Annotated in this window: 22 protein-coding genes and 1 riboswitch; of the genes, 7 read left to right on the top strand and 15 right to left on the bottom strand. The window is 42.2% G+C overall.

Going from position 1 to position 19,234, the window contains the following annotated elements:
- Window positions 1-55: 55 nt before the first annotated feature.
- Complete coding sequence (locus tag ACYH0L_RS05745) at window positions 56-499, top strand: CotY/CotZ family spore coat protein (RefSeq protein ID WP_008348434.1); 444 nt, start codon at window positions 56-58, stop codon at window positions 497-499.
- Window positions 500-536: 37 nt separating this feature from the next.
- Here ACYH0L_RS05745 and ACYH0L_RS05740 read toward each other — a convergent pair whose 3' ends face one another.
- The 10 genes from ACYH0L_RS05740 to ACYH0L_RS05695 form a co-directional block, all read right to left on the bottom strand.
- Window positions 537-1,112 (bottom strand): CotO family spore coat protein, encoded by a 576-nt coding sequence (locus tag ACYH0L_RS05740; protein WP_249705215.1) that lies wholly within the window; start codon window positions 1,110-1,112, stop codon window positions 537-539.
- 113 nt (window positions 1,113-1,225) lie between these two features.
- Window positions 1,226-2,002, bottom strand: a complete 777-nt coding sequence (fabI, locus tag ACYH0L_RS05735) for an enoyl-ACP reductase FabI (protein ID WP_003211867.1) — start codon at window positions 2,000-2,002, stop codon at window positions 1,226-1,228.
- A gap of 280 nt (window positions 2,003-2,282) precedes the next feature.
- A complete protein-coding gene (thiD, locus tag ACYH0L_RS05730; protein ID WP_249705214.1) occupies window positions 2,283-3,089 on the bottom strand; it encodes a bifunctional hydroxymethylpyrimidine kinase/phosphomethylpyrimidine kinase in 807 nt (268 codons plus the stop codon).
- A 17-nt stretch (window positions 3,090-3,106) separates the two neighbouring features.
- The gene (locus ACYH0L_RS05725) at window positions 3,107-4,120 is read right to left on the bottom strand and encodes a thiazole biosynthesis adenylyltransferase ThiF (protein WP_249705213.1); all 1,014 of its coding nucleotides are present in this window, start codon (window positions 4,118-4,120) and stop codon (window positions 3,107-3,109) included.
- Window positions 4,117-4,884 (bottom strand): thiazole synthase, encoded by a 768-nt coding sequence (locus ACYH0L_RS05720; RefSeq protein WP_249705212.1) that lies wholly within the window; start codon window positions 4,882-4,884, stop codon window positions 4,117-4,119. The genes ACYH0L_RS05725 and ACYH0L_RS05720 overlap by 4 nt, the downstream gene beginning before the upstream one ends.
- Before the next feature lie 4 nt (window positions 4,885-4,888).
- Complete coding sequence (gene thiS / locus ACYH0L_RS05715) at window positions 4,889-5,092, bottom strand: sulfur carrier protein ThiS (protein ID WP_099727572.1); 204 nt, start codon at window positions 5,090-5,092, stop codon at window positions 4,889-4,891.
- Window positions 5,089-6,201, bottom strand: a complete 1,113-nt coding sequence (gene thiO / locus ACYH0L_RS05710; protein WP_099727573.1) for a glycine oxidase ThiO — start codon at window positions 6,199-6,201, stop codon at window positions 5,089-5,091. Before thiO ends, thiS begins: the two co-directional genes overlap by 4 nt.
- Window positions 6,185-6,802 carry a thiazole tautomerase TenI gene (tenI, locus tag ACYH0L_RS05705; protein ID WP_099727574.1) on the bottom strand — a complete coding sequence of 206 codons (618 nt, stop codon included), beginning with the start codon at window positions 6,800-6,802 and terminating at the stop codon, window positions 6,185-6,187. The genes thiO and tenI overlap by 17 nt, the downstream gene beginning before the upstream one ends.
- On the bottom strand, window positions 6,777-7,487 hold the full coding sequence (tenA, locus tag ACYH0L_RS05700; protein WP_099727575.1) for a thiaminase II: 711 nt from the start codon (window positions 7,485-7,487) through the stop codon (window positions 6,777-6,779). Before tenA ends, tenI begins: the two co-directional genes overlap by 26 nt.
- A gap of 78 nt (window positions 7,488-7,565) precedes the next feature.
- Window positions 7,566-7,675, bottom strand: a riboswitch (TPP riboswitch).
- A gap of 53 nt (window positions 7,676-7,728) precedes the next feature.
- The gene (locus ACYH0L_RS05695) at window positions 7,729-9,576 is read right to left on the bottom strand and encodes a monovalent cation:proton antiporter family protein (RefSeq protein WP_099727576.1); all 1,848 of its coding nucleotides are present in this window, start codon (window positions 9,574-9,576) and stop codon (window positions 7,729-7,731) included.
- A gap of 162 nt (window positions 9,577-9,738) precedes the next feature.
- Between ACYH0L_RS05695 and prpE the strand changes: the two genes are divergently transcribed.
- Entirely contained in the window at window positions 9,739-10,482 is a 744-nt protein-coding gene (gene prpE, locus ACYH0L_RS05690) for a bis(5'-nucleosyl)-tetraphosphatase PrpE (RefSeq protein ID WP_099727577.1), read from the top strand.
- 40 nt (window positions 10,483-10,522) lie between these two features.
- Here the strand turns inward: prpE and ACYH0L_RS05685 are convergent, their stop codons facing one another.
- The 4 genes from ACYH0L_RS05685 to ACYH0L_RS05670 form a co-directional block, all read right to left on the bottom strand.
- Complete coding sequence (locus ACYH0L_RS05685) at window positions 10,523-11,416, bottom strand: RluA family pseudouridine synthase (RefSeq protein ID WP_180275518.1); 894 nt, start codon at window positions 11,414-11,416, stop codon at window positions 10,523-10,525.
- Window positions 11,417-11,433: 17 nt separating this feature from the next.
- A complete protein-coding gene (locus tag ACYH0L_RS05680; protein WP_008355343.1) occupies window positions 11,434-12,234 on the bottom strand; it encodes an NAD kinase in 801 nt (266 codons plus the stop codon).
- 65 nt (window positions 12,235-12,299) lie between these two features.
- Entirely contained in the window at window positions 12,300-12,929 is a 630-nt protein-coding gene (gene yjbM, locus ACYH0L_RS05675; protein ID WP_099727579.1) for a GTP diphosphokinase, read from the bottom strand.
- Between the two features lie 33 nt (window positions 12,930-12,962).
- The gene (locus ACYH0L_RS05670; protein WP_099727580.1) at window positions 12,963-13,328 is read right to left on the bottom strand and encodes a UPF0738 family protein; all 366 of its coding nucleotides are present in this window, start codon (window positions 13,326-13,328) and stop codon (window positions 12,963-12,965) included.
- Between the two features lie 236 nt (window positions 13,329-13,564).
- Between ACYH0L_RS05670 and ACYH0L_RS05665 the strand changes: the two genes are divergently transcribed.
- The 5 genes from ACYH0L_RS05665 (at window position 13,565) to ACYH0L_RS05645 (ending at window position 16,983) form a co-directional block, all read left to right on the top strand.
- Window positions 13,565-14,143: a CYTH domain-containing protein gene (locus ACYH0L_RS05665; protein WP_099727581.1), complete on the top strand. Its 579-nt coding sequence runs from the start codon at window positions 13,565-13,567 to the stop codon at window positions 14,141-14,143.
- Window positions 14,144-14,164: 21 nt separating this feature from the next.
- On the top strand, window positions 14,165-14,929 hold the full coding sequence (locus ACYH0L_RS05660; protein WP_099727582.1) for a lytic transglycosylase domain-containing protein: 765 nt from the start codon (window positions 14,165-14,167) through the stop codon (window positions 14,927-14,929).
- A gap of 277 nt (window positions 14,930-15,206) precedes the next feature.
- Window positions 15,207-15,605: a globin domain-containing protein gene (locus ACYH0L_RS05655; protein ID WP_099727583.1), complete on the top strand. Its 399-nt coding sequence runs from the start codon at window positions 15,207-15,209 to the stop codon at window positions 15,603-15,605.
- Entirely contained in the window at window positions 15,602-16,513 is a 912-nt protein-coding gene (locus ACYH0L_RS05650; RefSeq protein ID WP_099727584.1) for a ClpXP adapter SpxH family protein, read from the top strand. The genes ACYH0L_RS05655 and ACYH0L_RS05650 overlap by 4 nt, the downstream gene beginning before the upstream one ends.
- A 296-nt stretch (window positions 16,514-16,809) precedes the next feature.
- Entirely contained in the window at window positions 16,810-16,983 is a 174-nt protein-coding gene (locus ACYH0L_RS05645) for a hypothetical protein (RefSeq protein WP_099727585.1), read from the top strand.
- A gap of 285 nt (window positions 16,984-17,268) precedes the next feature.
- On the opposite strand, the gene pepF is transcribed toward ACYH0L_RS05645, so the two are convergent.
- Window positions 17,269-19,095 carry an oligoendopeptidase F gene (gene pepF, locus ACYH0L_RS05640; RefSeq protein ID WP_305881449.1) on the bottom strand — a complete coding sequence of 609 codons (1,827 nt, stop codon included), beginning with the start codon at window positions 19,093-19,095 and terminating at the stop codon, window positions 17,269-17,271.
- Between the last annotated feature and the right edge of the window lie 139 nt (window positions 19,096-19,234).

The raw sequence follows: 19,234 nt of genomic DNA, 5'->3' as shown, positions 1-19,234 counted from the left end.
GATGATGACAGTGCTCAAATACTCAAACAAAATTCCTTGTATAGGAGGGTTGAATATGAGCCGCAAACATTCATGGAACTGTGTAGCAGAGGCTGTTGAAAACATTAATGACTTACAAAATGCCGTCGAAGAAGATTGCCCGACTAGCTGTTACAGCAATCTCCTTTCTCCATCACATTCATTAGGTGACACTGTCCCGTTTGTTCTATTTACATCCAAATCAAAACCATTTGTCGCATTCGGAAACGTCGGAGAAGTAGATGCAGGACCTTGCTTCAGCACTGCATTTTTCAGAGTCGAACACATCTCTGATCACTGCGCAACACTCAGCTTGCTTATTGCATTTGACAAAGACCGTCATATTTTAGATTTTACAGATAAAGATTCCGTATGTGATGTGTTCCGATTGGAAAAATCGAAGTATTGCATCGAAGTGGATCTTGACTGCTTCTGCGCAATCGAGTGCTTAAATCCACGACTCATCAACCGTAGCTGCTAACAAAAAAAGTCCCTAAATGGGACTTTTTTCATATTCATTAAAAACCAAGCGGATGAATCGAGGAGATCTCATCAATCGCCAATTCGACTGGATTTCCGCCGCCTGCAGTACGAATGATCACCGTATTTTCTTCTCTATCCATGATAATCCCTCTGTATGTTTTACCATCGGCTTCGACAAGGCAAAGTGCTCTTGGCATATTATGAGGCAGACTTGTCAGAAAATCGACCTTCTCGTCAATGTTCATTTGACTTAAAGGCTTTTTCACTCGTTTTCTTCTTGGTTCTTCTTTTGTTTCATGAAATACGCCTTCTGGCTGCTTTTCCTCTTCTTTCAGGGGCTCTCGTTCTTGTATAAGCTCTGCTTCTTCTGTGCTCTCTTGTTCTTGCTGAAGTGCAGGCGGCTCTTCTTCTTTTTTTTGCTCTACTTCCTGTGATACAGGTTCCTGTTCGCTTTCTCCGATCGGTTCTTTAGCGCTTTTTTTGTTTTCTGACGGTTTTTCTGACTTCTTTCGCTTTCTCACCATATCTTGCATGGCCGGCTTTGATTCATCATAGCTCGGCTGAACAATATACATAAGCGGCTTTTGATTCTCATCACCTTTATTTGACATACTGATCCCTCCCGAATGATTCATTCCTTATATATATGAACGGATGCTTCAAATCAGAAGAAAAATAAAAAACAGCATACCAGTCATTGGTATGCTGCAAGTCATTTATTCGCTTAGCGGGCAATGATATGGAAGCCAGAATCAACATGAAGATTCTCACCTGTCATGCCGCGAGATAGATCACTGAATAAGAATAATGCTGTATCGCCAACTTCTTCAGGAGTTGTTGTACGGCGAAGCGGTGCACGCTCTTCAATATCCTTCAGGATCGTATTAAAGCCGCTGATTCCTTTTGCAGATAGAGTACGAATTGGGCCAGCAGAAATACTGTTCACACGGATACCTTCTGCTCCTAGATCAGCTGCTAAATATTTCACACTTGCTTCAAGTGCTGCTTTCGCTACACCCATTACATTGTAGTTAGATACAACGCGCTCACCGCCTAGGTATGTAAGCGTCACAATGCTTCCGCCCTCTGTCATCAATGGACGTGCAGCTTTTGCTACTGCTGTTAATGAGTATGCACTAATGTTGTGCGCCAAAAGAAAACCTTCACGGTTCGTGTTCAAATATTCACCGACAAGCTCTTCCTTGTTTGCAAATGCAATCGCATGAGCAACACCATGAATCACTTGTACTTTTTCTTTAATTGTTGCAAAGCATTTTTCAATTTCTTCATCACTTGTCACATCACAAGGAAGAATAATTGAATCATCACGCTCAAGTGTGCTTGCAAGCTCTTTTACAGATTCAGCAAGACGGTCTCCAACGTAAGTAAAAATCAAACGTGCTCCTGCTTCGTGAAGTGAGCGAGCAATCCCCCACGCAATGCTTCGTTTATTGGCAACACCCATCACCACAATATTACGGCCTTCTAAAGAAAAGTTCATATGTATTAAAGCCTCCTATTTTTTCAAGACATAGTATTAGTACCTGATCATAATATTATCACAGATCATAAGATATTGACAATTTCCGATGAAAGAAAGTTTCTTTTTAGCCCTTTGTCTTCTTTTCAGCGTGATTGAAAGCCCTTAAAGTCTAGGAAGGACGAGTACTGGCATGGAGCGAATTTGACATTTGTGAGCACCAGCACGCAGGACTGACAAAGAATGCGAGGGTTTGTCTACACACTGAGACCGTCCCCACAAGTGAAGACGGTCCAATTTTTTATCCTTTGATCCTGTTTTGCTGATAAGCAAAATGGTTGGTAGGCCCGTGACCAGCGCCAATATGCAAAGGATATTTGATGGCTTCATGGACAAAGGTTTCTGCTGTTTCAAAGGCTTCCTTCATGGGACATCCTTTGGCTATTTCCGCTGTTAATGCCGCTGCAAAAGTACAGCCTGTGCCATGTGTATGTGGTGTATCAATATGTTCATTTGTGACTTCAATAAAGCCTTTTCCATCATACAACAGGTCTGTGATCAGGCCGTCAGATGGACCGTGTCCACCTTTGATCAAAACGTATTTCGTGCCGAGCTCATAAAGACGTTCTGCTGCTAGGTAGCGATCCTCTTTTGTCTGAATGCGTATGCCTGTCAGCACTTCTGCCTCAGGAAGATTAGGTGTTACTGCATAGCTGACAGGCAGCAAGTGTGTTTGCATTGCAGAGACAGCATCTTCATTTAATAAAGAAGCCCCGCCTTTTGCAATCATGACTGGATCTACAATCAGCTTCATCTGATATTGAAGCGTTTTTTCAGCGACCGTGTTGATCATTTCAGCACTCCACAGCATCCCCGTTTTGACGGCATCTGGCAGTAAGTCTTCTGCCACTGCATCTATTTGACTTTTGAGCGCCTCGATAGAAAGCGGATATATACCATGAACACCAAGTGTGTTTTGCGCTGTAATCGCTGTGATCGCAGACATTCCGTACACCCCGAGCTCCTGAAAGGTTTTCAAATCTGCTTGAATGCCTGCTCCGCCGCCAGAATCAGAACCCGCGATGGTTAATGCCTTTTTAATCGTCATTTCATCACACCCTCTCATTAGCCAATCCATTGATGATAAATGGTTCTCGCTTTGACAATATCACTTGTACCATGTACAAGCGCCCTGCCATCTTTGAATAAGACGAGCTTGAACTCATCCTTTTGACAAGAAAGCAAATACGGATTTTCAAGCACGTCCATTCCTGCTTTCTTTAACCGAATGGCCACTTCATGTAAAGGCGGTGGCGTCCCTGCTGCACTGCGGATTTGCACCGTATTGCGGCCACAAAGTACGTCTGCCTTCGCTCTCTGGTCATATGAGAGAAATGGATATGTCTTCAGTCCACAGCTTGGACATTGCTCCTTCTTTAAAGACAAGATGGACCGAATGTCAGACCGTTCATTTGTCCATAAATCAAAGGATCTTAATATCGGAGTCACTTGATGTCCTGTTAAACATTTAAGAGCATCTGCCACTTGATATGCCGCCACCTGCTGCACAACCGGACTAATGATACCAGCTGTATCACATGTCATGCCTTGTGCAGGTAAATGCTCAAGCAAGCAGTGTAAACACGGCGTCTCTCCCGGAATGACAGTGAATTGAATGCCATAGCTGGCTACACAGGCTCCATAAAGGAAAGGGATTTGATGTTTGATGGCCGCATCATTTGCGATCATTCGCACCTCAAAATTATCCGCTGCATCCACAATGATCGAAGCCCCGCTGACGAGTTCATCAATATTTTGAGCGGTCACATCAATGACGATTCCTCTTACACGGACTTCACTGTTCACCTGCTTGAGTCTTTTTTCAGCCGCCACAGCCTTTGGCAGCCTGTCTTGTACATCTTGCTCTGTGTAAAGCTGCTGACGCTGAAGGTTGCTCCATTCAATATAATCTCTATCCAAAATGGTGACAGAGCCCACGCCAGCTCGAACGAGCATTTCAGCACTAGCTGTCCCTAGGGCCCCCGCTCCAATAATGACAGCCTTTGAGGCGTTTAGCCGCTCTTGCCCATCTGTTCCGATCGGCCGAAAAAGCTCTTGGCGTGAATAACGTGTGCTCAAAATGCTGGCATCCCTTCCTGCGGACTGCTGGCTGTACCATAGTTTTTCAACGGAATACGTCCTGCCTCAAAACCTAATCTTCCTGATTCAATGGCCAGCTTCATCGCTTTTGCCATTTTCACAGGGTCCTTTGCACCAGACACAGCAGTATTCAGCAATACAGCGTCAGCCCCTAGTTCCATCGCATAAGCCGCATCCTTAGGAGAGCCTACGCCCGCATCAATAATGACCGGCACCTTCGCCTGCTCGATAATAAATGAGTGATTCAGAGGGTTTAGTAAGCCTTGACCTGAACCAATTGGAGAGGCCCCTGGCATGATGGCGTGAACACCGATTTCTTCTAATTTTCTTGCCAGTACCACATCATCTGATGTATACGGCAGCACGATAAAACCTTCTTCCAATAGCATTTCAGATGCTTTTAGCGTTTCGACTGGATCTGGCAGAAGGGATCTTGAACAGCCAATCACTTCTACCTTAATCATGTCACACAGCCCCGAAGCCTTCGCTAAACGGGCAATACGCACCGCTTCTTCCGCTGTACTTGCGCCTGCTGTATTTGGAAGTAATGTATATTTTGATAAATCAAGCTGCTCTAAAAAATTCGGCTGAGATGCTTCAAAAATGTTCATTCTTCGCACAGCAAAGGTCAAAATTTCAGCTTCTGATACGTTCACTGCTTCCTTTTGAACCTCAAATGATGGATACTTTCCTGTACCAAGTAATAGTCTTGATGTGAATGTTTTTCCGCCAATGTGTAGCATTTTGTCATCCTCCTCCTACAAAGTGAACGATTTCAATCGTGTCATTTGGTTGAATTTCTACTTGTTGAAACGTTTTTTTATCAATAACTTCTTGGTTCTTTTCGACGATCACCACACGATTTTCAAGCTGATAGGCTGATAGCAGATCATAGATCGTTCCATTCTCTTTATCGAAATCAACCACTCTGCCATTTAATTGAATTTTCATACGAACAATGCCTCCTTTCGACCAATGCGAAACGCTTGAAGCCATTCCTCTTGGACAGGCTCGCCTAATATCAGGTCTCGAATAATTTCTCCAGTAATTGGCGCAAGTAAAATGCCATTCCGGTAATGTCCCGTCGCAAAAAGGATACGCTCATCTTCCGGGTGTCTTCCGATATAGGGATGCCGGTCGCTTGTCGCCGGACGAAGACCTGCCCAGCACTCTTCAATCGGCATCTCCTTGATAGAAGGCATGAGCTGAGACGCTTTTTGAATCACAGCTTCAATGCCGCCAAGTGTTGGAACAGCCTGCCACTCATTTGGCTTCATCGTTGCACCAATCACCAGCTTTCCGCTATCTCTTTGAACGATATAACAATGATCATGGTAAATGGTGTGTGCGAGCGCTGGACCACTATTCCACACAGACACACATTCTCCTTTTACTGGATAGAGAGAATAAGGTAACCCCAGCTCTTCAAAAAAGCGGCCAGACCATACACCACTTGCTATCGTAAGGTCATCACATGTGAATGTGCCTTTAGCTGTTCTGACAGTTAATACATCTTTGTCCCGTTTGACTTCGATCACAGGTGTAAACTCCTTCACATCCGCCCCGTACCGAACAGCCGCCTGCCACAATGCCCTGCATACCGCATAAGGCTCAACATGAACATCTTCTTCAATGAAACCTGCTCCCATGATGTCATCTGCGATTTGCGGCATACGTTTTTTCACACAACTTGCTTCAAGCCATTGAAACGTGGACAAATGCTGCATCCGGCAAAGTGCACGTTTTTCTTCTTCTGTAAAGGCCACCTTCATAATACCGCCCACTGATGTCCGAATATCAATGCCTGATTCATGCTGAAGATCGACTTTTAATTTTTCATATAATGTCTGGCTTGCTCTGCCTACCTGAAAGAAAATATCCTCATGACCCTCTCCTTCAGCATGTGCACCAAGCATTCCAGCAGCCGCACTCGTCGTTTGCTTCCCTATCTCATTTGCCTCAAGTAATAGAGCCTGCTTTCCTGCTTTTGCAAGGTGATAGGCAATTGACATCCCTATGATTCCACCGCCAATGATTGCAATGTCATAATGCTTTTTCATAAGGATTCTCCTTTAGCTTTTTAGAAAATGCTTGCGCCATGATGTGCGGCTGATGGTGTGTGAAAATTCCCGACATGACAGCAATCCCTTTCACATTCACATGCATCAAGTCCGGGATTCGATCAGGCGTCAATCCACCAATGACCACCACCGGAATGGACAGCGCAGAAGTCAGTTCTTCCACAAGCTTTACGCCTCTCGCCTTAAGCCCTGGTTTACATGAGGTGTCATATATGTGCCCAAACATGACATACTCTGCACCACTTTCCTCGGCCGCTTTGGCTTCTTCTATCGAATGAACAGACACACCCGCATGAAGGTGAGGAAATTTTTGTCGCAGCTCCTTTGGCGAAAAGCTGTGACCTGGGAGATGTACCCGGTGAATATTGGTGAGCAGCGCAACGTCTACTCGGTCATTGATAACGAGTTTCTCTTTCGGTACACCTTCTGAAAGGAGTTGTCTCACGAGATCAACAAGTTCACTTGCTGTTTTAGACCGTTCCCGGATATGAATAAAGTCCACTTTAGATTCAATGGCTTTTATTTGCTTGATCAGCTCATTGACCGGAAACGAATCATTTGTCACTGCGTGGAGTTCCATTTGCACCAACCCCATCCAAGCATGCTGTTTGCCACGTTTCTTTTTTATACGCCATCTCCCAGAAATGGTATTCGTAATAGCTTGAAATCACAAAATTTTCTTTCATATTGGCCCGCACATGTTCTGGTGCTTTTTCCGCAAGTTCATCAAAGCGGTTGACCTGTTCAAAGACAAGCTCTTTAAACCAATCTCCTCCATATGTCAAAATCCATTCTTGATAAATCGGATGGTCAGGTGTCGTTTGTTTCAGCTTTTCTCCCACCTCATAATATAGCCAGTAGCACGGCAATAACGCGGCTAAAATTTCTTCAAATCGTCCGCTTTTCACAGACCTGTACATATGTGAGGTATACGCATAAGCAGTGGGTGAAGGCTTAAAGCTTTCAAGTGCTTCATCAGAGATCTGAAGCAGCTCTGTGAACTTTCTATGCAGCGATAGCTCTGCTTCATACGTGCCCTGCGCATGATACGCCATTCTGCCCGTCGTATGTAAGTCCTCACTAATGGCAGCTCCATATGCTTGCATCTTTGCGAAATGAGTTAAATAATACGAATCCTGCATCACGTAATAGGTGAACCGATCGAGTGAAAGTGTGCCATCTCCAATCCCTTTCACAAAAGGATGCGTAAAGCTTCCATTCCACCATGTTGCTGCTGCCTCTTTACATTCCTTTGAAAATGTCATGTTTCTCTCCTCCTGTTTCTTCATATAAAAAAGCCACTTTCCGCGTGGAAAGTGGCTTGGAATTTGTAAAAAGCATAGTCAAAAACCGCACCACTTCCCTACGCAGGTATGAACCTGTTCAGGTAATGAGGGTCTAAAAGTCGACACTTTTATCTCAGCCCTTTTAAAGGACTCCCCTAGTGGATCAAACATATAATGTTGTACCTCTATCTTAATCAGGAATTGTTCATTGGTCAAGGGTTCATTGCAACTCTAATTGGGCTCTAAGTCCTGCTACATACTCCCGGGAACCTGACACAAGCACGCGGTCTCCGCTTCTGAGCGTCGTATCTCCGTGCGGTACTAAGCTGTCTACCCCTCTGAAAATACGGACAAAGACCAAATCACCGATAAACGGAAATTCCCTCAGCATGACATTATGATACCGATGATTGTTCATTTGAATTTGATACAAGGAAGTATCCTCATTTGTTAACAATCGAATCGCATCTGGTGCTTCAATCAAGGCTCTTAGCACCGTTTTAGATGATAGGAAATTCGAAAACGTATCAATACCCGCTTCCTTCAATGTCAGCTCTGCCTCAGCTTTGTTGACACTAGCAATGACTTGTTTCGCTCCTTCTTCTTTTGCAAATAAAGCAATTTCCTTATTTTGCGTCTCGCTGCCTGTTGCTACGACTAGAACATCCTCCCGGCCGATGCCTGCCTTTCTCAGCGTCTCATCGTCGTACTCTTCAATCGCTTCAACTTCAAAGATCGAATCGGCAAGCAGTGCTTCTTTATTTTCTTGAAAAACGTGCAAAATACGGATGTCATATTCATCCTGATGCAAGTCAAGTGTCACAGGTAAAGTCAGCTGGTTTGCGCCAATAAAGGTCACACGCTTTTTTTGATTCGCTTCTTGTTCTTTTTTAAACAGCGCTTTAAACCAAACAGGCGTTAAAATACTCGTCAGCACAGCGACTAAAATCAGTGCGCCTGACATTTTATGATCAATGACACCGAGCCGCTCCCCAATCGTCGCAGCTGCAATGACGAGTGATAACGTCGATGTTAATAAAAAGCCGGAGCCGATGACTTTTTTCATGTCATACCATTTTTTCAAATAAAGAATTGGAATTAGCTTACTAAGCAGTAATGCAATAAACAATAGCGGAATCATGATCATAATGGTTGGGTCCTTGAACAGCGCCCATATATTCAAGTCCACACCGACCATCACAAAAAAGATCGGGATTAAAAATCCGTAACCAAATGAGTCCAGCTGCTGAACAAGCTCTTTATTTGGCGAAAGAAGGGACACGAGCACGCCTGCTAAAAACGCCCCAAGAATATTTTCAGCACCGAGTGATTCAGATAAGGCAACTAAGACTATAATGAGAGTAAAGATTGCCCTTGTCCCAATTTGCACCGTTCCTTTTGACATGGACTGAAAAATGGATTTTGTCTTAAATACTCGGCCAAATAAATAAAGAAGAATGCCTGCTGCAAATAATAATAGCAGAAGCCACATGTTCCCTGTTCCATCGCCATAAATGGAGGAAAACACAGCAAGTAAAATCATTGTCACCAAATCTGCAATGACGGCCACAAGCAGAATGATTTGACCAATATTCGTCTGCATCAACTTTTCCTCTTTTAAGGTCGGAACCACTACACCTAATGAGATGGTGGAAATGATGAGTGTCATTAAAAAGGCATTTTGAATAAACCCTGCAAGTACAAACGCATAGGACAGGATAAAGGAAATACAAAATACCCCAAGAAAAATTATGGTGGCTGCTTTAAACGTATTTGGTTCTTTTAAACCATTTGGAAGTTCTCGTGCTTTCTTCTTTGATTCAAAAGAAGAAAAATCTATTTCAAGTCCACTTAAAAACATCAGAAAAATAAAACCGAGCATGGATAACGTATCTAGCCATGCATCATGTTCGACAACCAGTTGAAACCCGCTTTTTCCAATGATGAGCCCCATGATAATTTCAGCGACAACGACCGGAATGGTCAACTTAAATCGGTGCAATAAAATGGGGGTGAAAAAGGCGACAATAATAACGACAACGAGTGATGAAACAGATGTATGCTCCATTGGCTAAAGCCTCCTAACATTGATGTTTAATCTTTTAAGTCTTACGTTAAAGCATTGATTCTAACAATTGCCTAAATGAAATGAAAGCCATTCGTTATATGTTCTAAAATTCAAACTTCTTTATACCCGATGAATGGATGAGAAAGATCAGGAGGAAACCTTATGAAATTCGATATCATTGGTGATATCCACGGCTGCTACGAAGAGCTGCTTACCCTCATATACAAACTAGGATACGAACTCAAACATGGATTACCCGTCCATCCTGATAAGAGAACGCTAGCACTTGTCGGTGATTTAACAGATCGAGGCCCTCAATCAGTAGACGTGATGCAATTTGTCATACATGCCTATTCACATGGAGCGATCCGTTACGTGCCTGGAAACCATTGCTTTAAGCTTTATCGCTATTTGAAAGGAAATCCCGTTAAATTACTGCATGGCATTGAAACAACAGTGAACGAAATAAAAAAACTGCCGCTTCATGAAAAAAACAAATTATCACATGAATTTAAACAGTTATTTGAGAAGGCTCCGCTTTATGATGTGCTGATCCCAGATGAGCTGATCATTGCACACGCAGCGATGAAGGAAAAGGATATTGGAAAGGAGCCGAATAAACAGATGCGATCCTATCTATTATTTGGCGCTGTCACAGGAGAGACTTGGCCAGATGGACGACCTGTGCGGAAGGATTGGGCAAAGGAATATGAAGGAAAACCGTGGATTGTTTACGGTCATACACCGGTGAAAGAACCTCGATTCGTTGGCAAAACAGTCAATATTGATACAGGCTGCGTTTTTGGAAATCAGCTGTCGGCTCTTCAATATCCTGAGCTTGAAACTGTCTCTGTCCCTTCATCTATGCCTTATGATGATTCTAGATTCCAGCATTTCACATCATAAAAACCCGGCCCTGCTTTGCAGGTGACCGGGTTTTCATTGTTTAAAGAAGCAGTGCCTTCATGTCAGCTGGCAATGGAGCCGAAAATGTCATTTGCTCACCTGTCATCGGATGAGGAAAGATAAGGGTTTCACTATGCAGCGCCTGCCGGTCTATCCGCTCGCTCGTTCCGCCATACAGCGTATCACCGATGAGCGGATGACCAAGATATTGCATGTGCACACGAATTTGATGTGTTCTTCCAGTTTCAAGTACAAGAGACACATCCGACATGTTCAAATCAGCGTCTACCTGTCGTACTGTATAATGCGTCACTGCCTCCTGGCCAGCCGCATCGACCATGCGTTCAATGATACTATCCCCTTTTCGGGCAATTTTTGCACGAACGGTTCCGTGCTTTTGTGCAATTATGCCCTGTGTAAAAGCTCTGTACGTTCGCTTGACCTCCCCTTCTTTTTGCGCTTTTGATAAAAGGCTGTGTGCAAAGCGATGTTTGGCGACAAGCATCACGCCAGATGTATCACGATCAAGACGGCTCACCAAATGAACCGTCAGCCGCACAGACTGCTCAGCATAATGGTAAAGCAGACCATTTGCAATACTATGCTCAGGATGCTCTCTAGAAGGAATGGATGGGATATATGGCTTTTTATTCAGCACAAGCACATGCTCATCCTCAAATATAATATCCAGCGGAATCGGAGCTGGTTTTAGACCTTCACTCACTTTTTCCTCAGGAAATAAAATGGTGAGCCTGTCTCCCTCGTGAAGCTCGTATCTCACGGTGACATGCTCTCCATTAATCAGCAGATCACCGCCATCAAATTTAATATCCGTCAGCATTCTTTTTGAAATGCCAAGATCAATTAAAAAGTCCTTTAAGAGCAGCCCCTTTTCTTTGGCTGTCATGGTTTTGGTTAACGTAAAGTATTCCAGCGAGAACGACCTCTTTCTTATTCTCCTTTTCCGATAAAGGAATCTTGCACCCTTTTCCAAAACGGAAATGGTCTAAATCGGGCAAAACGAACATTCTCGTCTGCCACCCGGCATTGAATAGATTTAACATCTTTATGAAGCAGCGACAAATGATCAATTGTTACCTGAAAATCAACATCATTAATTGGTTTGATTACACAAGTATGGTGGTCTGGCAAAATCAGCGGTGAACCGACCGTACGGAATACTCTGTTGTTGATTGAGGCCATTTCTGCCAGCTGAATGGCTCTAATGGAAGGGTGGATAATGGCGCCCCCAAGTGCTTTATTATAGGCCGTACTGCCAGATGGCGTAGACAAACAAAGACCGTCTCCTCTGAAAGTTTCAAAAAGCTGACCCCTAATTTCAACATCTGCCACAAGCGTACCTTCCATACTTTTAATCGTACATTCATTCATTGCTAAATATTTCTCTTCCCGGCCGCCATCGTTGTATCTGACGATGACTTCAAGAATCGGATATTCCACAATATGATAAGGTGTTTTGGCAATCGCTAGGACAAGCTTTTCGATTTCACTTGGCACCCAATCAGCATAAAAACCAAGATGACCTGTATGAACACCAACAAAAGCCGTTTCATTCAGGCGGTTGCTATAGCGGTGAAAGGCATATAAAAGGGTTCCGTCTCCTCCAACAGTAATGACAAGATCCGGTTCCTCTTCATTTAATTCCATTCCAAAATCCAATAAGTAGGTCTGAATTTTATTTTTAAGTGTGTCAGATACAGAATTCCCTTTCGAAGAAACTGCAAATTTCATGAATTCTTCTCCTTTTCCACCTTGCTGCTATGAGAGGGCAGCATCATATTTGATCAAGCTTAGGCTCAGCTATCGTTTTTCTTTTTCCGGGAAAATGCCACTTGTGCTTCTTGAATTTCCCCTCTGATTTCAGACATCTCATCATCAAGAAGAGATGCTGCCTCAGAAGCTCTTTGAAGGCGCAGTTTGACCTTCTCTGGGATATTCCCGCTATATTTATAATTCAGAGAATGCTCGATGGTCGCCCAAAAGTTCATAGCAAGCGTACGAATTTGGATTTCGACAAGGAGCTGCTTCTCTCCGTTGACTGTTTGCAGCGGATATAACACAACAAGGTGGTACGAGCGGTATCCGCTTTCTTTATGTTCTGCAATATAGTCGCGTTTATCTACAACCACAAAGTCTTTTCGTGACTGGAGCATTTTTTTCACAACTTGTATATCTTCTACAAACTGGCACATAATGCGAAGCCCAGCAATATCCTGCATGGTTTCAATCTCATGCATCGGGATGTTTTTACGCTTTGCCTTTTCTAATATGCTGGCAACGGGTTTCACTCGGCCTGTGACAAATTCTACTGGTGAATGGTCATCCTCAAATTCATACAGCTTTCGAATGCCTTTTAGTTTCACTTTTAATTCTTCGACTGCTTGTTTATACGGTGCGAGGAATTGATCCCATTGTTTTTTGTCCATGAAATTTCCCCCAATTCCAAATACCTAATTATTTCAGAGGAATGTGCTCTTCACTTTCTCTTCCATATCTCCGTAATTGGCATTGTCTTTAATATTGTCAATTAAATAGTTTAATTCCTGATGAAGTTGAATGAGTTCTAACGATTGTTCTTCCGCCGCCAAATAGACAGGGATGTCAAGATTCATTGCTTCTTTTAATGGAGCCCATGTATGTTCCCCTAAAATAAGATACATAAAAGACTCCTCGGTTTCGAGTATGTAAACGAACGCAAAGTGATCAGAATCAACAAGCATTTGTCCTGATGCTTTTGCTTTTTGAATTTGCTCCTCTGACTGGATCGTCAAAATCAGCCTGTCTTCTTTTAAAGTTGCTTCTGTGATTTCAATTCTGTTTTGCATCATGATCTCCTTTACAACAAAGTACAGCTTTATTTTATCATATCAAGTTCAATATTGATAAACCGAACTTTTTGCGAAAATGCCGTTTTCTTCTTTTATATGAACATTTCACACCATTCAGCCTAAATGTTGGCACATGTTAAAGGACTTAATAAAGAAAAAAACAGACTTTTACATAGAGAACACACATCATGTACAATATGAATATTTCCTCTAAATGAAAGGTTGATGTTAAAGTGGCACAGGAAATTGAAATCGAACTAAAGCAATTATTACTGAAAGAAGAATTTGAACAGCTAAAACAATATTTTCAATTGAAGGATGCGGATTTCCGCACTCAAACCAACTATTACTTTGATACACCTCAATTTGATATAAAATCTCAATTTGCTGCATTAAGGATGAGAGAAAAAGACGGCAAATGGGTCCTCACGTTAAAGGAACCACACGAGATAGGCTTGCTTGAAACCCACCAAACGATCGCTCCTCCTTCAAGCCTTGACGATTTTCAGCTACCAGAAGGCGAAGTGGCTGACAGGTTAGACCATCTGAACATTCAAAAGAATCAAATTGTGTATTTTGGTTCACTTGAAACGTCGAGAGCAGAAAAAATGATCAAAGAAGGCTTAATTGTTTTGGATCACAGCCGATATTTAACAGTAGAGGACTATGAACTTGAATTTGAAGTGAGCGACCTGGAAATCGGACAAACCGCATTCTCCGCATTGCTCCAAAAATTCCAAATTCCTGTACGAAACACGAAAAACAAAGTCGTACGTTTTTATGAAGAAAAAATGAAAACACAGAATAGATGAATTCCTTGAAGGAGGAACATGATGAACGTCAATCAACTTCAATCCTTTATGCAGCTTCAAGCGCTCAAAACGTTACAATCGGATAACGGGCAATCGCAAATGCCGACTGGCCAAGAATCGAGCGCTCAAGCTTCATTCCAGTCGCTTTTGCAAGATTTTTTAGGCGGATCAGAACTATCACGTCTCCCGCTCTCAATCTCTGCTTTTATGGGAACGGACCCATCAACGGCTCCGAACACACAATATGCGCGTACGAATCCATACCTATCTGCCATCGCCGGCAGTGAACAGCTTCAAGCCCAGTCTTTATATGCAGATGACGCTCAATTAAATACGGCGAATGGCATTGGAAACGTCTTAAACAACAGCTATGCGCCGCCGCTTCAAAAAGCGGTCTCAAGCGGTTCATCAAAAGAGGTGAATCAGATCGTGTCACAAATGGCTGAAAAGCATGGCGTCCCAGAGAAGTTGATCCACGCTGTCATCAAGCAAGAATCCGGCTATCGCTCGAATGCTGTCAGTCATGCAGGTGCGCTTGGGCTCATGCAGCTCATGCCGTCTACTGCTAAATCACTTGGCGTGAGCAATGCCTTTGATGCGTCCCAAAACATTGAAGGCGGTACGAAGTATTTAAAACAAATGCTTCAGAAATATAATGGAAATGTCTCACTCGCCTTAGCTGCCTATAACGCAGGCTCAGGAAACGTAGATAAATACGGAGGCATTCCCCCATTTAAAGAGACACAAAATTATGTAAAGAAAATCACAGCTCAATATTATGCCTAAACCGAAGAGAATAACCTCTTCGGTTTTTTGTATGTCGCTTTTCACCCTTTTTTGACTGAATGTGTTATGATATGGTCAATTGATCACGGAACCCCTCTCTCTCTGTATTTCCAATAGGCCAAAGCGGTTTGTTTGTGGAATTGAGTTGAGGTTGTTAAAATAAGTATACAAGAATAGAAACAACAAAATAGAATAAACTGAATATCACTTTTGAAATAAATGAAATTCGCAATAGGGTGATCCATCCTATTAGCTACGAGTAAAAGGAGTAGTCAACATGGTACAATCGTTTAACGCACCTTACGAAGCGGTTGGAGAGGAACTTCTATCGCAACTTGTTGATACTTTTTATGAAAATGTAAAGTGTCATCCCTTGCTTCATCCTATTTTCCCGGATGACTTAAAAGAAACAGCAAGAAAACAAAAACAGTTTCTAACTCAATATTTAGGCGGACCCCCGCTTTATACAGACGAGCATGGTCACCCCATGCTGCGGGCGAGACATCTCCCTTTTCCGATTACGGAGGAGCGGGCTGACGCATGGCTTGAATGCATGGAGGATGCAATGGATCAAGTAGGACTAACCGGCGATATTCGTGACTTTTTATTTGAGCGGCTTTCTCTGACGGCTCGTCATATGGTCAATCAAACACCTGAAAAGGACGGACGATCTTGAGCTGCAATCAGCACGATCAATATTTCTCACACTGTCACGGACATCCTCAAAAGCCGATTGAAATCTATGTATTCATTGATCCTCTCAGCCCAGACTGCTGGTTATTGGAGCCATCAATTAAAAAATTGAAGATGAAGTATGGCCGTTTCTTCACTTTACGAACGGTCACAAGTTCGAGTATTAATGCATTGAACCGGAAAAGAAAAAAGCATTTGCTGACAGAAGCATGGGGGAAATTTGCCACCAAAACTCAGACTAAAAAAGAACAAATGCTGTCTGAACAAATTGTGACATCACCTTATCTCGCCTCGCTCGCACTAAAAGCAGCTGAGCTTCAAGGCAGAAAATGTGGAATGAAATTTTTACGTCTCATTCAAGAATCCCTTTTTTGTCATCAGCAAGATGTCACAAGTGAACATGTCTTGCTGGAAAATGCAAAAAGTGCCGGACTGGACATTGAGGAGTTCCAGCGGGATATCCATTCTCAAAGTGCTGTCAAAGCATTACAATGTGATATGAAAATCGCAGCTGAGATGGACGTATCTGAGCTCCCTACCTTCGCGTTTTTTAATACGATTAACGGAGATGAAGGATTAAAGATTTCAGGTGCTTACTCTTATGATATATACGAGGAAATTCTCTTTGAAATGATTGGTGAAAAACCTACACCTTCAGAACGACCTCCGATTGAATGGTTTATTGCTTACTTTCAATTTGCCTCTGCAAAAGAGATTGCCGTAGTATATGACTTGACGCTTGAAGAAGTTGAACGAAAAATGAAGAAGCTGGCTTTCGCCAAAAAGGTAGAACGTGTACAAGTACATCAAGAAATGTTTTGGCGCTATAAAGAAGATGAAAGCCATTCAGATCTTGACGTCTACCGCTGTGAGAATGAACATGGGTGCTGACCCGTGTTTTTTCTTTACCTCACACAAGAACACATGTTCTGTTTTTTAACACGAAGAAACCGCGCCGGGATAAGCGCGGTTTCACTATGTCTTAACGACAACAAAGGGGATGGGAGAAATTTTTCACGGTCAAACAAAGGGGTAATGTTTGTATGTGATTAATTTCACATCTGTAGTATATCAAATTTTGTCGACTTATGACAACCGATATGCTATATGTTCATATTTTTGTCACAAAACATAAGAGGGTTGTCACTTTCATATAGTGAAAGTAACGAAAAAATGGAGGGATTTGCATGCGCAGCACAACCATTGGACTTGTTGCCATTGGCTTATGTTTCTTTTTAAATATATTAGGCTTAATGAAAATGCTGCCTCTTTATCTGACGTCTCCGCTCTTATTTGCTTCCATTTTCTTTACGCTCTATCGTATGAACCACCGTAAGACCTTTAAAGGATTTAAAGGTTGATGATGTGCAAGAACGACCTCCTCATGAGAAGAGGTCTCAGCGTGTAGACAAACCCTCGCATTCGGTGTCAGTCCTGCGTGCCGGTGCTCACGAATGTCAAATTCGCTCCGCTCCGGTACTCGTCCTTCCTAGACTTCAAAAGAAGACAAAGGGCTAAAATAAAGTTCATTTTAGCCCTTTGTCAACAATCTGCGACCTCCTCATGAGAGGTCTTTTTTTATGATCAGAAAAAAACTCCTGTCAAAAGATGAGCTTGCACTCACACGTCTGACAGAAGTCTTTTCATTACTCACCCGTTTTTGAGATGAGTTCTTCCATTTCTTTGAGTTTTTCTTCGAACAATTGACAAGCTGCTTCAATTGGTTCCTTAGATGCCATATCAACACCTGCTTTTTTCAGCACATTGATTGGGTAATCAGAGCTTCCTGCTTTAAGGAAATCTGTATAACGCTCCACCGCAGGTTTACCTTCTGCTAATATTTGCTTGCTTAATGCCTGCGCCGCACTATAGCCTGTCGCATATTGGTACACATAATAGTTGTAATAGAAATGAGGGATTCTCGTCCATTCTAATCCGATTTCCTTATCAACAACCATGCCGTCGCCAAAATATTTCTTATTCAGGTCGTAATAAAGGTTCGTCATGAACTCTGGCGTTAATGCCTCTCCTTCTTGCGCTTTCACATGAATAAGATGCTCAAACTCAGCAAACATCGTTTGTCTGAATACCGTTCCTCTAAACCCTTCTAACAAGTGATTTAACACATACAAACGCTGCTTTTTATCCTCTAAATGATTTAGCAAATATTCGCCTAGTAACGCTTCATTTGTTGTGGAAGCCACTTCAGCTACAAAAATACTGTAGTTTCCATAAGGATAAGGCTGGTGCTTTCTTGTATAGTAGCTATGGACAGAGTGCCCAAATTCATGAGCCAGTGTAAATAAATTATCAATATTATTTTGCCAGTTCATCAGGATATATGGATTGGTACCATAGCTTCCTGATGAATACGCACCGCTTCGTTTCCCTTTATTCTCATAAACGTCTACCCAGCGATTGTTGAGTCCTTCTTTTAACACGGACACATATTCTTCCCCTAATGGCGATAACCCTTTCAGCATATAATCCTTTGCTTCATCGTAGGTTAACTTCATGCCAGCATCTTTCACAAGTGGTGTATACAAGTCATAATTGTGCACTTCATCAAGCTTTAATACCTTTTTACGTAATTCAATATAACGGTGTAATAACGGTAAGTATTGATGAACTGTATCAATTAGATTGTCATACACTTCTTCTGGAATGCTATTTCTTGATAGTGCTGCTTCTCTTGCAGATTTGTAATTTCGTACTTTCGCATAAAAATTATCTTTTTTAATCGAACCGCTCAGTGTAGAAGCAAGTGTATTCTTATACTGATCATATGTTTTATACACAGCTTTGAAAGCATTCTTTCTCACTTCACGATCATCACTGTTTAAAAATGTGATGAAGTTGCCGTGGGTGATTTTCTTTTCTTCCCCATTCTCATCCTTTACAGAAGGGAACGAAATATCGGCATTGTTAAACATACTAAAAGTTGTGGATGAAGATGAGAGAGGTTCAGAGGCCTCAGCTAATAAAGCTTCTTGCTCCTCACTTAAAATATGTGGGCGCTCTTTGTTAATTTCTTCGAGAGCGTGAGAATAAAGTTTTAATTCTTCTTTTTCCAGAATAAATTGCTGCAGTTTATCTTCTTGAATCGATAAAATCTCAGGAACAATATAAGCAGATGTACTAGACAGCTGTGTAAATAAATTGGACGCCTTATCATTTAATGCCTGAAATGATGAATTTGTTGTATCTTCATCGTATTTCATGTGCGCATATGTATAAAGCTTGCCAAGCTTTTCAGAAAGTTGATCCTGAAATGTTAGGGCTTCATACAGGACATCAGCAGAATGAGCCAGCTTGCCTTTAAATTGGGCTAGCTTAGGAATTTCTTTTTTTACAGCTTCGAATTCCTTGCTCCATGAATCGACGCTTTCAAAAATATCTTCAAGACGCCATTTGTTTTCTTCTTTTACTTCGCTTCTGTCTGGTAAATGGTTGTTTTTGCTTTGTGAAGTCATATGAATCCCCCTTGCATGAGTTGTGTTAAACCAACCTTTCGGAAAGTGAAAGAAATTGGTGTTGTATTTATCTTCTTTGTTTTGAACTATATTTGTCAAATCATATGCAGAAATAAATACCAAACAGGCTAAAAAAATG

It is taken from the genome of Bacillus sp. MC1252 (genome assembly GCF_056838025.1).
This window is presented reverse-complemented; position numbering and strand designations above follow the sequence as displayed.

Coding starts and splice junctions, on each gene's coding strand:
- ACYH0L_RS05745 (WP_008348434.1), top strand. CDS start 56: ATGAGCCGCAAACATTCATGGAACTGTGTAGCAGAGGCTGTTGAAAAC.
- ACYH0L_RS05740 (WP_249705215.1), bottom strand. CDS start 1,112: ATGTCAAATAAAGGTGATGAGAATCAAAAGCCGCTTATGTATATTGTT.
- fabI (WP_003211867.1), bottom strand. CDS start 2,002: ATGAACTTTTCTTTAGAAGGCCGTAATATTGTGGTGATGGGTGTTGCC.
- thiD (WP_249705214.1), bottom strand. CDS start 3,089: ATGACGATTAAAAAGGCATTAACCATCGCGGGTTCTGATTCTGGCGGC.
- ACYH0L_RS05720 (WP_249705212.1), bottom strand. CDS start 4,884: ATGCTACACATTGGCGGAAAAACATTCACATCAAGACTATTACTTGGT.
- thiS (WP_099727572.1), bottom strand. CDS start 5,092: ATGAAAATTCAATTAAATGGCAGAGTGGTTGATTTCGATAAAGAGAAT.
- thiO (WP_099727573.1), bottom strand. CDS start 6,201: ATGAAAAAGCATTATGACATTGCAATCATTGGCGGTGGAATCATAGGG.
- tenI (WP_099727574.1), bottom strand. CDS start 6,802: ATGGAACTCCACGCAGTGACAAATGATTCGTTTCCGGTCAATGAGCTG.
- tenA (WP_099727575.1), bottom strand. CDS start 7,487: ATGACATTTTCAAAGGAATGTAAAGAGGCAGCAGCAACATGGTGGAAT.
- ACYH0L_RS05695 (WP_099727576.1), bottom strand. CDS start 9,576: ATGGAGCATACATCTGTTTCATCACTCGTTGTCGTTATTATTGTCGCC.
- prpE (WP_099727577.1), top strand. CDS start 9,739: ATGAAATTCGATATCATTGGTGATATCCACGGCTGCTACGAAGAGCTG.
- ACYH0L_RS05680 (WP_008355343.1), bottom strand. CDS start 12,234: ATGAAATTTGCAGTTTCTTCGAAAGGGAATTCTGTATCTGACACACTT.
- yjbM (WP_099727579.1), bottom strand. CDS start 12,929: ATGGACAAAAAACAATGGGATCAATTCCTCGCACCGTATAAACAAGCA.
- ACYH0L_RS05670 (WP_099727580.1), bottom strand. CDS start 13,328: ATGCAAAACAGAATTGAAATCACAGAAGCAACTTTAAAAGAAGACAGG.
- ACYH0L_RS05660 (WP_099727582.1), top strand. CDS start 14,165: ATGAACGTCAATCAACTTCAATCCTTTATGCAGCTTCAAGCGCTCAAA.
- ACYH0L_RS05655 (WP_099727583.1), top strand. CDS start 15,207: ATGGTACAATCGTTTAACGCACCTTACGAAGCGGTTGGAGAGGAACTT.
- ACYH0L_RS05645 (WP_099727585.1), top strand. CDS start 16,810: ATGCGCAGCACAACCATTGGACTTGTTGCCATTGGCTTATGTTTCTTT.
- pepF (WP_305881449.1), bottom strand. CDS start 19,095: ATGACTTCACAAAGCAAAAACAACCATTTACCAGACAGAAGCGAAGTA.